At 48.8% G+C, this 11,687-nt stretch carries 15 protein-coding genes and 1 tRNA gene; 1 reads left to right on the top strand and 15 read right to left on the bottom strand.

Annotated elements, in window-relative coordinates; genetic code table 11:
• The 15 genes from MWR57_RS03715 to MWR57_RS03645 form a co-directional block, all read right to left on the bottom strand.
• Entirely contained in the window at positions 1-918 is a 918-nt protein-coding gene (locus MWR57_RS03715; RefSeq protein WP_423123442.1) for an NAD(P)-dependent oxidoreductase, read from the bottom strand.
• A 20-nt stretch (positions 919-938) separates the two neighbouring features.
• A complete protein-coding gene (locus MWR57_RS03710; protein ID WP_423123441.1) occupies positions 939-1,283 on the bottom strand; it encodes a hypothetical protein in 345 nt (114 codons plus the stop codon).
• 31 nt (positions 1,284-1,314) lie between these two features.
• Positions 1,315-1,926 carry a D-sedoheptulose-7-phosphate isomerase gene (locus MWR57_RS03705; protein ID WP_423123440.1) on the bottom strand — a complete coding sequence of 204 codons (612 nt, stop codon included), beginning with the start codon at positions 1,924-1,926 and terminating at the stop codon, positions 1,315-1,317.
• Between the two features lie 18 nt (positions 1,927-1,944).
• Positions 1,945-2,982 (bottom strand): Gfo/Idh/MocA family protein, encoded by a 1,038-nt coding sequence (locus MWR57_RS03700; RefSeq protein ID WP_423123439.1) that lies wholly within the window; start codon positions 2,980-2,982, stop codon positions 1,945-1,947.
• 34 nt (positions 2,983-3,016) lie between these two features.
• On the bottom strand, positions 3,017-4,009 hold the full coding sequence (locus MWR57_RS03695; RefSeq protein WP_423123438.1) for a class I SAM-dependent methyltransferase: 993 nt from the start codon (positions 4,007-4,009) through the stop codon (positions 3,017-3,019).
• Positions 3,996-4,769, bottom strand: a complete 774-nt coding sequence (locus MWR57_RS03690) for a 3-deoxy-manno-octulosonate cytidylyltransferase (protein ID WP_423123437.1) — start codon at positions 4,767-4,769, stop codon at positions 3,996-3,998. Before MWR57_RS03690 ends, MWR57_RS03695 begins: the two co-directional genes overlap by 14 nt.
• A 40-nt stretch (positions 4,770-4,809) precedes the next feature.
• Positions 4,810-5,295: an acyltransferase gene (locus MWR57_RS03685; RefSeq protein WP_423123436.1), complete on the bottom strand. Its 486-nt coding sequence runs from the start codon at positions 5,293-5,295 to the stop codon at positions 4,810-4,812.
• Positions 5,285-6,097 carry an HpcH/HpaI aldolase family protein gene (locus MWR57_RS03680; RefSeq protein WP_423123435.1) on the bottom strand — a complete coding sequence of 271 codons (813 nt, stop codon included), beginning with the start codon at positions 6,095-6,097 and terminating at the stop codon, positions 5,285-5,287. Before MWR57_RS03680 ends, MWR57_RS03685 begins: the two co-directional genes overlap by 11 nt.
• Positions 6,084-7,565 (bottom strand): oligosaccharide flippase family protein, encoded by a 1,482-nt coding sequence (locus tag MWR57_RS03675; protein WP_423123434.1) that lies wholly within the window; start codon positions 7,563-7,565, stop codon positions 6,084-6,086. Before MWR57_RS03675 ends, MWR57_RS03680 begins: the two co-directional genes overlap by 14 nt.
• A gap of 281 nt (positions 7,566-7,846) precedes the next feature.
• A complete protein-coding gene (locus MWR57_RS03670; protein WP_423123433.1) occupies positions 7,847-8,368 on the bottom strand; it encodes a transcriptional activator RfaH in 522 nt (173 codons plus the stop codon).
• 96 nt (positions 8,369-8,464) lie between these two features.
• Complete coding sequence (locus tag MWR57_RS03665) at positions 8,465-8,821, bottom strand: nucleotidyltransferase domain-containing protein (protein WP_423123432.1); 357 nt, start codon at positions 8,819-8,821, stop codon at positions 8,465-8,467.
• 5 nt (positions 8,822-8,826) lie between these two features.
• Complete coding sequence (locus tag MWR57_RS03660) at positions 8,827-9,240, bottom strand: HEPN domain-containing protein (RefSeq protein ID WP_423123431.1); 414 nt, start codon at positions 9,238-9,240, stop codon at positions 8,827-8,829.
• A 250-nt stretch (positions 9,241-9,490) separates the two neighbouring features.
• Positions 9,491-9,582: transfer RNA gene (locus tag MWR57_RS03655), tRNA-Ser, on the bottom strand.
• Between the two features lie 33 nt (positions 9,583-9,615).
• The gene (tadA, locus tag MWR57_RS03650; RefSeq protein WP_423123430.1) at positions 9,616-10,092 is read right to left on the bottom strand and encodes a tRNA adenosine(34) deaminase TadA; all 477 of its coding nucleotides are present in this window, start codon (positions 10,090-10,092) and stop codon (positions 9,616-9,618) included.
• Between the two features lie 19 nt (positions 10,093-10,111).
• Positions 10,112-11,035 carry an NAD(P)/FAD-dependent oxidoreductase gene (locus MWR57_RS03645; protein ID WP_423123429.1) on the bottom strand — a complete coding sequence of 308 codons (924 nt, stop codon included), beginning with the start codon at positions 11,033-11,035 and terminating at the stop codon, positions 10,112-10,114.
• A 240-nt stretch (positions 11,036-11,275) separates the two neighbouring features.
• Between MWR57_RS03645 and MWR57_RS03640 the strand changes: the two genes are divergently transcribed.
• Entirely contained in the window at positions 11,276-11,653 is a 378-nt protein-coding gene (locus MWR57_RS03640) for an endonuclease domain-containing protein (RefSeq protein ID WP_423123428.1), read from the top strand.
• Positions 11,654-11,687 lie beyond the last annotated feature (34 nt).

Genomic DNA, 11,687 nt, shown 5'->3' with positions numbered 1-11,687 from the left:
TCAACAACACTTTCCAGTAACAGCCAGCAGGTTTTCCACTGCCTCATTTTCCATCCCCTGGCGACATTCCAGCGTATATGAACCTACGTGCGGGGTCAACACCACATTTTCCCGACCGCATAGCGGCCCCTTGTAAGGCTCCATTCCAAAGGTGTCAATCCAAGCTCCGGCAACCTTGCCGTCGTCCAACGCCTCGACCAGAGCCTCTTCTGCCACCAACCCACCACGGGCGACATTCAACAAAAACGCGCCTTGCTTCATCCGTCTGAACTCTTGTTCTCCAAGAAGGCAGGCTTCCCCGCTGCTGTGCAGTGTAATGATATCAGCCCATGGCAGCGCTTCATCGAGTGACATGAGTTCGGCCGCGCCTACAGCCGATTGCTCCAGGTTAGGATCAACGACCAACAAACGCACATGGAATGGGGCGAGCAATTCGGCTACGCGCTTGCCGATCCGTCCATAGCCTATAATTGCCACGGTTTTGCCTTCCAACTGGGTCCCAATGCGCTTTTCCCATCTGCCGGCATGAAGTGCCTGATCCATCCGGGGGATCTTACGCAACAAGCTGAGCAGGGCTCCGAGGGTAAGTTCTGCAGCAGCTTCCGTAGGCCCATAAGGGGTCGAGCGCACAATTATCCCTAACTCCTCAGCAGCTTCCAGATCAACATTTGAAATGCCAGATCCTACCCGTGAAACAACCTTTAACTTTGATCGGGACAATACCTCGCGATCCAATGGTTCTAATCCGGCTATAATCCCAATCACGTCCGGTGTCAGCAGATCGAACAACTCCTGCTTGGTCAGCTTGCGCTTGAAGGGATTATCTACAACTTCATAGCCAGCCTCCTGGAGCTTGAAAAATGGTGCCTTATCTGTTTCGCCAAAGGATGACGGGCCAAGCAGGATTTTGTATGACATGAATGCATCTCCTTGATTTATCACGGCAGGTCTTTGATATGCCAAGTCACCCCTTCGTGATCCTTGAAAAAATACACCTTGCCCGAAATAGAATCCTGCTCGGATTCTATTTCCAAGTTGAGTTCAGACAAGAGCGATCTTGGATCAAGTCGCCGCAAGCACGGGTTGCAAAAACCGCTTTTGGTCGGAGCTCCATCAATACTTTTCTTTTTCACCTCGATATTGACTTGGTCTGGAGAAGTATACATGGATGTTCCGCTAGGAGAAATGACCTTATAGGTTCCCCCCTCGAAAATAGCGACAAGAAACTCACAATATCGTTTGATGTCTGAAACATGAGTTTCAATGTGATCGAAACGCGACATAGCCAGATCCTGGTAATTGTTCTTGAACGGCTTATTTCAATTTACACTGAAACCAGTGCGCCAAAATATGATTTAGCACCAGATGAGCATCCTCCACTGGACCGTACTCACCGGGTTCTGATTTTACATGGAGAATGATGTCACTTATCTCCTTGAGCTTGCCTCCGCTAAATCCCAGGAAACCGATGACCTTGCCCCCCTGTTGCTTAACCCACTCGGCGGCTGCCACAATGTTTGGCGAGTTGCCACTGGCTGAGATGGCAAGCAATTTGTCCCCTGGACGATAATGAATCTTTAACTGATTGATAAATATGTTCTCATAACCGACATCATTGGCAATTGCGGTAATAACTGAACCATTATCGGTAAGCGCCATGACCCTGAAAGGCTTGTCCGTATCCGTCTTCTTCAAGATGTCAAACCCGATGTCATTGGCCATACTGGTGGCGGTGGTGGCTGAGCCGCCATTTCCCGCAACAAATATTGTGGAGCCAGCGGCGCGAGCGGCTTCGAATTCTGCCACAAGCTGGTCTATGGATTCCGGAGAAATAGAATCTAGGACCTGCTTGAGATAGGTAAAATAACCTTGCGCAAATACACCAGCGCTGTTTGATGCCATGCAAGCTTTGTCTATGTTGTTCATAATGTGTATTACCTCCTGTTAGGGATGATCAATATTGAACAGTTGCTGCCATTGCTGATCAGCGCAGTAAATATTGTAAACAAGCTCCATAACTTTCAAGGCATCGGTGCTTGTTCCGCTTTCGATGGGTTTGTCATTGACTATGGCGTCGGCAAATTCGTCTACTTCATCCCGCCATGAATTATCTTCCAAATAAGAAGTCGTTGTTTCCGTAAATGATCCAATGATCGAACCGTCTTTTCTGGGGACACAGCGCAATTTTTCCTCACCATAACTTTTTGAGCCGGACAATATTCCCGTTAATTCAAGTTGCGCTTCTTCCAGAGTGACCTCTAGTCTGAATCGGTGTTGCCATTGGGTAGCGGTCGAGTGGATCATGGCAACGCAGCCAGACCGGTTCCTCATGATTGCATAGGCATTATCTTCAACATCATGATTCCAATAGTCATTGGAAACAAAACTTTTCACCTCTTCAAAATCCCCCCCGAACAAAAGTATCATGTCGAGCATATGAATGCCTTGATCCAACAGAATACCGCCTCCGGCATATTGGCGCTCAGAGCGCCAACCGCCGGAGAAAGGAATGACGCTGCTTTTTCCGTAGACTCCTCTAATGTTTATGACCTTACCAAACTGGCCGCTGTCAATAATCCGTTTTGCCTCAATGACAGAGGTATGATAACGATGGTTGAAGCCATATTTCAGTTTTATCTTTGGATGTCGTTTTTCGCTTTCGAGTACTTTGCGAATATCTTCAACAGTTCTACCCGGAGGTTTTTCACAAAAGACATGTAGACCTTTCTCGATTCCTGAAATCGTCGCTTCTGCGGCCAAATGGTTTGGCAGACAGACCAAAAGGATATCAATATCCTGTGAATAAAGAGATTTGAAATCAGAAAAAAATGGTACACCATCCTCCGCTATACCGTCTTTGCCAAAGGCAATATCACTTACCGCTACCGTAGTTAAGTGCGGATTCAGATCGATAAAAACACGACGTCTTTTACCAACAACACCATATCCGGCTATGCCAACCTTTAATCTCCCGGAAGCCATTGAAATTATCTCCAATTAAACTGTGGATCTGTATTTACAGGTTATATGACTCTGAATCTTTTTTACAAATTACCATCATATGTGAACTCAACAGGTGTGCAGCCAAAAATTCCTGCAGTTGCTGTTTAGCATTTTCAGATGAATGAGTGATAAAAGTTTGCCAAAATCTATCGGTTACATGCTGCAGACTGTTTTCGATAATATTGACATCCAGTCTCCCTGGGGTAGTTACCTCTATCACACCAAAACCGCAAGTTGCAAGAAGCTTACGAACAGAATGGGAGTTAAAGAAATTAAGATGATGCGGCGGCGAAACTGCCTGCGAATGTTCCCATAATACCCGGATATCTGCGCCCATACCGTTCAAAGTGCTAAAAATGAAGGCGTCGCCAACTCGCATCAAACGGTTGAGACATCGTAAAAAGGCGGCAGGGTCGTATAAATGCTCAAAAAGTTCAAAGCTGACAAAGCAACGAGTTTTGTGGCCCAGATCGCACGGTGAGACATCCTCAAGAAACTTTTCAATAACCACAAAACCCTTATTACGGCAAATCTCGGCAAGATGACGCGATGGTTCCACGATTGTGACCTTGCATCCTGAAATGCGGTTGATTTCCTCAGCAAAGGTCCCGTAACCCCCTCCCACATCAACTATCTCGTCAAAAGCAGAAAAATGGGATAATTTTTCAGATATTAATTCGGCTTTGGGTTTCCATATTTTTTCACGCCTTGCTGCTTCGGTCTCTTTATAAAATGTGGTAGCCCAGTAATGAGTTGATGGGGAGTCGGTATAATATCTCTCAAAAGCGGAACGTTCGGGGCGCGGACTAACATAAAGAGTGCTGCAGTCCGGACATTCGGCGTAACTGAAACCCATTTTGGTAAAAGCATGTACCCCGTTTGCGCCACAAGCGGGGCAGCCAACGTCATGCCTGACTGAATCCTGGAAATAAGAGCGGGTATCCTCTGTCGTCAGCCGCAGGTATTCATCAAAAATATGCTTAGGACGGATATCATGCTCTTTCATATAAGCGAACCAGAGAGTCTTCCTTCATAAGCTCCTCGACATGATGCAAATCCGCTGCAGTATCAACCGCATGCGTTTCATATTTTGTCTTGATCATCCGGATCTTAATCCCATTTTCCACAATCCGCATCATATCGACAGATTCTATGATTTCCAGCGGTGTCTGAGACATGTTGTTGTACTCGATCAAAAAGTCTCGGCGGAACGGGATGATCGGCACCTGCTTGAACATCGGCACCTGCGCGGAATATTTTTTACGGGAGGGGATCGGTTCGCGAGAAAAATAGAGCGCATTACCGGCCAGATCGGTCACCACCTTAACCTGATTTGGATCCTCAAATTCCTCCTGCGAGGCAATTTGTCCAAGCAGGTTGGTAATCATAACATTTGGATCATCAATCATTGGCTGAAGCGCTTCGGTGATCATCTCCGGATACACCATCGGCTCGTCGCCCTGAATCATGGCCAGAATATCGGTTGGCTTGCCAGTTTTCTGCTCGATTTTCAACATCCCTTCGGCACAGCGGTCACTGGCCCGCTCGTGGGTGTCGGCAGTCATGACCGCCTTGCCGCCAATGGACTCGATGTAGTCAAAAACCTCCCGGTCGCAGGTGGCAACATAGACATCAGTCAACAGCGCACACATCTTGCATCGATAATAAACATGGCCGATCATCGGGATGCTATTTATCTTAGCCAAAGGTTTACCCGGAAAACGGGTAGATGCCATGCGGGCTGGGATCATGCCTATTATGTTCATATATGTTCCATTCAATTAAAGTAGTAACTATTAGTTTTAGTTATAGCATTTTTATCAGTTTTGCAGGATTACCGGCAAAGAAAGCACGAGAAGGTACATCTTTTGTTACGACTGAACCTGAACCAATTACCGCATAATCACCAATATTTACTTTGCCGATTACAATAACTCCACTGCCAATATAACACCCTGACCCAATCGTCACATCTCTCCCCTCTTCAGGAACATAATGCAATGGTTTATTTTCTTCTTCTGCTTCTGAAACACAATAGTGTTTACCGGTGAGCACCATAACATCCTCACCAAATACGGTATTTTCTCCTATTGTAATGTCCCCAGAGCGGGTATTGAAGTATACGGTCTTGGGGATATTATTGTTTGCATCGTCGATGCCGCCTTTCAGTATAACGGAATGCTGACCTTGTGGACTCACATGCTTGTTGATTCGTATATCGTACAAATTAGCGAAAGTCCATACATAACGTTTCGTTTTATCGACTAGCCATAGTATAAATCTATTTTTCAATTTCAGTATCCATTCCTAGTAAATTATTGGTATTTAAAACTTTACCAAGTTGCTCCCTGCAAACATTTCCCAAGAATAAAAAATCCGTACTGAACGCAACAAATGAATACCCTTTCTCAATCCTTGCTTTGACTTGTAGGTAATCGGAAGGGACCACATGATAACCGAGCGGCTTGCTTAGTCTTTTAGAAGTTTCCTCGTAACGAGCAATGGCCTCCATTACGTCGGCATCTTCAAATTTACCCGGCTTGCCCATGGAAGCCGACAGATCGTATGGCCCTATAATGGTACCGTCAATGCCTTCCATCGTCAGGATTGAATCCAGATTGTTGATAGCGTCTATATGCTCAATCTGGGCGATTACGACAGATTCTTCCTCAAGCCAACGGACATAGTCATCAAATCCGGCACCGTACTTTTGCGCTCTCGCCAGGCCCACCCCACGTGTGCCGGATGGAGGATATTTGACCGCCCTCACGGCCGCCTCGGCCTGCTCCCGAGAGTTGACCATCGGCACAATAACACCGTGCGCCCCAGCATCCATGACCCGTTTGATCTGGTTGGGCTCATTGCTTGTCACACGCACCAGCGGAGTCTTACCCTTAAGGTCAATTATACGGATCAACTCTTCCGCCTCGCGGATGGTGATGACGCTGTGCTCCATATCTATTGTCAACCAATCAAATCCGGCATCGGACATAATCTCGGCGATAGCCGGATGTGCCAGACTTATCCATGAACCGATTGTCAATATGTTGCCCCGTAATGCTTTTTTCAGGCTTTTTCGATTAATTTGTTCCAAAGCACACCCTTCTGAAGACCATGTGTATTTTATCCTTTTCTTCCCTGTAGAGTATCAACGTATAAATGACAATGCACATGAAGGTCATTAGGCACAACTTCAAAACGATTACAGAGACGAGTGACGGAAGTGACACCATGCTACCCGCGACAATAACCGCAATACTGAGCCCCATAAGTGCTGCCAGTCGCTTCCCCTCGTACGGGATTGCATAGAGACGATTGGAAATCATGAAAACCAGCATCGCGACTGTGCAATAACAGACTAGAATCACAAACGCCGCCGCCAGATAGCCAAATCGTGGGACCAACAAATAATTGAGAATCAGGGAAACCAACGACGTAAACCAAAAAATATATGCGTGGTAAATCACCTTTCTGCTAAAATAGATGCCGCTATCAATGATGTTAACCGCCCCATAAATTAGCATCCCCAGCATGACGAAGGGAACAACCCGGAATGCATCCACATATTCCTTGTGTCCTGCCAGAAGCGTGATGATTTCACGCGCAAAAACGCTTATGGATGCCGTAATAGTCAGCCCGATCATAAAATAATAGGTCAATATCTTTTTATAGAACTCGTCTGCATTATGGTCGTTGCGATACTGCATTCGCATGGGCGCCCATATTTGGCAAAATGGAAAAATCAACAATATATTAATGCTCATGCCAATCTGATAGCCTAGCGAATAAATGCCAACTTCACTAAGAGAACAGTACTTATTGATGAAAAAACGGTTCAACCAATCAAAGGAATAATAGGCCAGGGCTATAATTACCGATTGTAATCCGAATAGTATCTGAATTTTCAATTCTTTATCAGAATACCCCATCACAAAGTTTTTACGCACCAACAGAAAAAGTACCCCGCAAACAATAGTCTGGCTCAGCAGTCCACCCAGTATTGGAGCTAACACTCCCAACTTCGCCCAAACCAGAAAGAAAACAATCAGTAGCGACGACAGAAGCAACGAAACGATATTAAGTATTATGACGTATTTTGAAAGGCGTTGAAAACGGAGCAGCATATAAAATAGTGTGTTTATGAACGTGAATGCCGAGGATGTGAGCATTAACGCAATATGCAGTCTATATGCGTAGGATTTGAACAGCCACTCTGAAAGAAAGCCACCAAGTGAGAATCCCAAGATTACCTGAAGAATCGCGCCAAACAGGGTGATATAGAGAGATGTGCTTACAACCCGCTTACGTTCTTCCGGGTCGTCATAGTCGTAATAGGATCGAGCCAGCGCTGAAGAGGCGCCTAAATAGAATATGGATCCAGCCAGTGTCCCGCTAATGGTGACTAAAGCTAATACGCCGTATATATCAGTCGTATAATACCGCGTGTATAATGGTATTAGCACAAAACCGGTAAGAGTCTGCAAGACAGAGCCCAAACCATAAATCATGGAATGGCTGCCCGCCTCCTTGATTTTTTGAAATATTTTCTTCTCTTCTGCCATTATTTTACAACTTTTAAGGGAACCTTAGGAAATTAGCAAGAGGACCTTTCGGTAAACATGATGCCTGGCAATTCATTATAAGGCTGTTGTGCCCTGCGCTCTTCCGTATCTCTTGCTCTCCGAAAAATAAAACCAGCCAAATTTACTAAAATAGAAAAATGGCATGCTACCGCCCTTCGGGTGAACGCCTATTCAACCGTTGCCCCGGTATACATGACATTTTCAGCCAGTGTCAAACAAAAACGGGGATTGATCAAAAAAGATGGAATAACCTAAACGCCTTATTGTCGCTGTACCCTATCCAAAGGAAGTGTGGCCTTCACCTGACGGTTAAGAAAACTCAAAAGCACCACCACATTCTCCTCGCCGGAGAATGAGTAAAACAACCCCTGGACAGAGGTGTCATCATCAAGTTGCACCGCGACAGCAGCGCCCGGAGTCAGCCATTTTTCCCGCAACTCCGCCAATGGGACCGCTCCGCTCCCGTCTTCCTTGGCCTGCAGGTCGGCGATGATCCAGTCCGGCACCGGCACATACTGGTCGCCGAAGCATATCGGCCCGAGGGCGCCACGGGTGGAGGAAATCGCCACCCAGTTTCGTTCGAGCGGGGCAAGATGCAAAAAGAGATAACCCGGAAAAAACGGCTTGAGCTTCTCCTCGGTGCGGCGGGCGTGCCGGACTATGGTCCGCATCATGGGCAGGTAGACCACATACCCCTGCCGCTGGTAATGCAGTTTGGCAATCTGTTCCTGTTGGGGCTTGGTGCGGATGGCGAACCACTCTCTTGCTGCGTCCTGATTCATGCGAAGCGAAGGGATACTGGCATCAAAAGGCTGGCTCGTTTCGGGCGCAGCAGGGATGTCACTTTTTCTCCCGGCCACATCTTCATGCACGAGAAATCAGATAACCCTGACACAGCTTTCCCTAAAACTTTTCCAGAACGGCGAGGCGTCCGACTGCATCTCTGCAAACTCGGCCGGGGTATACACCAGCAGATCAAGCGCGAAGCCAAGATCGAAAAGGTCATCAAAAAGTCTTGGCCTTTTGATAAACGGATCTTCCGTCTGGGCAACAACCACGAGATCGCAGTCAGACCAAAATGAGGCCTTGCCGCTTGCCGACGAACCAAAGAGAAAGGCGGCGGCAACATTGGGATGCTGCGAAAGCCGTTGCCGGAATATCTCGACAAGCGCATCCCTGCCGTAATCACGAACACTGACCTCTGGCCTGCTTTTCTCCAAAATCGACCGCGCCATGAAGATTATTTCCCGGAAGATGTTCGTTCGACAATGATTGCATAGATTGTCTCGACAGACGCAAGAGCTTCCTCGGCCTGCTCGCGGGTGATCATTTCGTAAGGAGCTCCTCCGGGGAATGCGTCCGGATACCGTCCGGCGATGTAATACAAATCGAGGATCTTGGCGCATTGTTCCAGCTTCCCGTTTTCATGCAACGCCCGGATGATCTGATAGAGGGAGTGTGTGCGAACAGTATCATACTCCTTGAACAGACAATATGCCTTTAATGCCTTTTCGCCAGCCTGCTGACAGACAAAACAGGACTGGGCATAAAAACCTCCGGCAAAAGAATGTTTCGCCCATTGCAAGTCGTTTTCCGCTTGATGGAGCCAGTCGAGGTATCGCGTCATTTTTCCACCATTCTTATTTTCGTGCAACCCGCCAAGCTCCGTTGCAGACACGCAAAAAAAAGAAGCTCTACAAATCGTCACCTCGGTAAAAACAGAGACCCGGGCTTTCCCTAACTATCCAGGACCCTGGACCGTGGTCTCGCTCCGCTCGTTTACTCCGGCTTTTCCCACTCAAGCGAGGACCGAAACGAACGCCGGAAACAGCATATCACGATTATTGATTTTTTTACGAAATCATCACCCAATAACGTCCGACCGATTTTTTCCCCGGCAGAACTGGAGGAGAGGGTGGGATTCGAACCCACGGACCTGGTCTCCCAGGTCAAGCGATTTCGAGTCGCTCCCGTTCGGCCGCTCTGGCACCTCTCCGTTTCAAGCAGATTATCGCGGCTGAAGCCGCTCCTACCTTTTGCCCTCGCCTGCCCCGCACCTTCTCTGCCGGAAAAAATCCTTGAGCAGGGTGGCGCTCTCCGCCGCCAGCAGGCCGCCTTCCACGGCCAGCAGATGATTGAGCCGCGTGTCCTGTCCGACCTGAAACAGAGAAACAACTCCGCCTGCCTTGGGATCAATGGCCCCATAGACCAGGCGGCTCACCCGGGCGTGCACCAGGGCACCAGCGCACATCACGCAGGGCTCAAGAGTAACATAGAGGGTGGTGCCGGGCAACCGGTAATTCCCCTGCAACCGGCCCGCCTGTCGCAGCACCAGCATCTCCGCGTGCGCTCCTGGGTCGCACAGCTCAATGGTGCGATTACCGTTTTGGGCGATAATCTGTCCGGCGCTGTCCACCAGCACCGCGCCGATGGGCACCTCGCCCCGCGCCGCTGCAAGCCGTGCCTCGGCAAGGGCGACTGCCATGTACTGTTCGGGGGAGTCCATCGGCAAAAAATCCGGCACGTTATACGCTTTCCGGAATACGCTTGAGCCGGTTGGCGTGGTTGGCGGCCTCCCAACCGGCCACGCACCCCTCGCCCACCGCCTTGGCCATCTGCCAGGGAGGTCCGGCAATGTCGCCCGCCGCGTAGATACCTGGGATATTGGTTTCCTGCTTCTTGTTGGTTTCGATAAAGGAGAAGGTTTCCGTGTCGAGCAGGACGCCGATGCTGGTGGCAAGCTCCATGGCCCCCTTGGCCCCGAGTTCGACAAAAACCCCGTCCACGGCAAGGGTCTCGCCGCTGTCCAGCACAAGGCCGCTCACCGCCTTTTCGCCGACAATCTCCTGAGGCCATCTTCCCTTATGGACCACCACCGAGCTGGCGGCCAGCTTTTCGCCAAGCTCCTTGGTAACCGCCAAATCCTTACAAACCAGATGCACCTCGGCGGCATACTTGGTAAGGGTCAGGGCCCCGTCCACCGCAGCGGATTCGTTGCCCACCACCGCCACCTTGGCGTTGCGATAAAAATTGGCATCGCAATCCACACAATAACTGACCCCACGCCCCAGCAGCTCCTTCTCGCCAGGCACCTTCAACTTTTTCCGTGAGGTGCCGGTGGCAAGGATCAGGGTTCGGGCCGTGACCTGCCGTCCGCTTTCCACCTTGACCGTGAACAGCTCTCCTTCCTGGCCAAGGTGCAGGACATCCTCCGGCCACACCTCCGCGCCAAAACGGATGGCCTGGGCCAAGGCGACCCGCAGCAACTCCGCCCCAGCGGTCACGCCATCGACACAGAGATAATTCTCAACATGGGCCTGGGAAATACTGCTGTTTTCCACCCGCCCCAAGACAAGTACCGAAGCCTTTTTTCTGGCTGCGTGCACGGCGGCCTGCAACCCTGCCGGGCCAGCGCCGATAATCACCACGTCTGTTATCTGTTCAACCATTTCCGGTCTCCCTCTCATTAAAAAAAAGTTCGAAATGAACTGCTCAATATATAGCGATTTTATCAAAGGAAGGCCATCCTTTTCCGTCTTTTCCGTAGGAAAATAGGGCGTGGACAGGAAGAGTGAATCTGTGTAAGATTCATTGGTTAACGTCGGTTTTTCTCTTTTTTTAAGAAAAATGACGTTTGATGATGGCGTCCCCCTTTGAAAAAGGGGGACTGAGGGGGATTTTGAGAAAAAATGGAACGCTACAGCCCAAAACTCAAGGAAAATTCCCGCTCACTCAGAACCAACATGACCGATGCGGAACAGGTGCTATGGCAACGCATTCGACGCAAGCAGATACAAGGTGTCCAGTTTTATCGGCAAAAGCCATTGTCCACATTCGTTGTGGATTTTTATTGCCCGGTAGCGAAGTTGGTGATCGAACTCGACGGAAGCCAACATTTTGCAGAAGAGCATCAGACCAAAGACCAAGAACGCGATGCAGCATTGACCGAATTAGGCTTGCGTGTATTGCGTTTTGATAATAGGCAGGTTTTATTGGAGACGGATGCAGTGCTGGTGGTGATAGATGAAATCGTAAAAGGCCGAAAAACACATAAAAATCCCCCCTGACCCCCCTTTTTCAAAGTGGGGAACAGCAACGAGC

The organism is Hydrosulfovibrio ferrireducens (assembly GCF_046883345.1).
Classification (GTDB): domain Bacteria; phylum Desulfobacterota; class Desulfobulbia; order Desulfobulbales; family Desulfurivibrionaceae; genus Thiovibrio; species Thiovibrio ferrireducens.
This window is presented reverse-complemented; position numbering and strand designations above follow the sequence as displayed.

Bases quoted from the DNA above. Each gene is read 5' to 3' on its own strand.
- MWR57_RS03715 (WP_423123442.1), bottom strand. From the start codon at position 918: ATGTCATACAAAATCCTGCTTGGCCCGTCATCCTTTGGCGAAACAGAT.
- MWR57_RS03700 (WP_423123439.1), bottom strand. From the start codon at position 2,982: ATGGCTTCCGGGAGATTAAAGGTTGGCATAGCCGGATATGGTGTTGTT.
- MWR57_RS03675 (WP_423123434.1), bottom strand. From the start codon at position 7,565: ATGGCAGAAGAGAAGAAAATATTTCAAAAAATCAAGGAGGCGGGCAGC.
- tadA (WP_423123430.1), bottom strand. From the start codon at position 10,092: ATGGACTCCCCCGAACAGTACATGGCAGTCGCCCTTGCCGAGGCACGG.
- MWR57_RS03645 (WP_423123429.1), bottom strand. From the start codon at position 11,035: ATGGTTGAACAGATAACAGACGTGGTGATTATCGGCGCTGGCCCGGCA.
- MWR57_RS03710 (WP_423123441.1), bottom strand. From the start codon at position 1,283: ATGTCGCGTTTCGATCACATTGAAACTCATGTTTCAGACATCAAACGA.
- MWR57_RS03640 (WP_423123428.1), top strand. From the start codon at position 11,276: ATGGAACGCTACAGCCCAAAACTCAAGGAAAATTCCCGCTCACTCAGA.
- MWR57_RS03690 (WP_423123437.1), bottom strand. From the start codon at position 4,769: ATGAACATAATAGGCATGATCCCAGCCCGCATGGCATCTACCCGTTTT.
- MWR57_RS03665 (WP_423123432.1), bottom strand. From the start codon at position 8,821: ATGGCGCGGTCGATTTTGGAGAAAAGCAGGCCAGAGGTCAGTGTTCGT.
- MWR57_RS03695 (WP_423123438.1), bottom strand. From the start codon at position 4,009: ATGAAAGAGCATGATATCCGTCCTAAGCATATTTTTGATGAATACCTG.
- MWR57_RS03705 (WP_423123440.1), bottom strand. From the start codon at position 1,926: ATGAACAACATAGACAAAGCTTGCATGGCATCAAACAGCGCTGGTGTA.
- MWR57_RS03670 (WP_423123433.1), bottom strand. From the start codon at position 8,368: ATGAATCAGGACGCAGCAAGAGAGTGGTTCGCCATCCGCACCAAGCCC.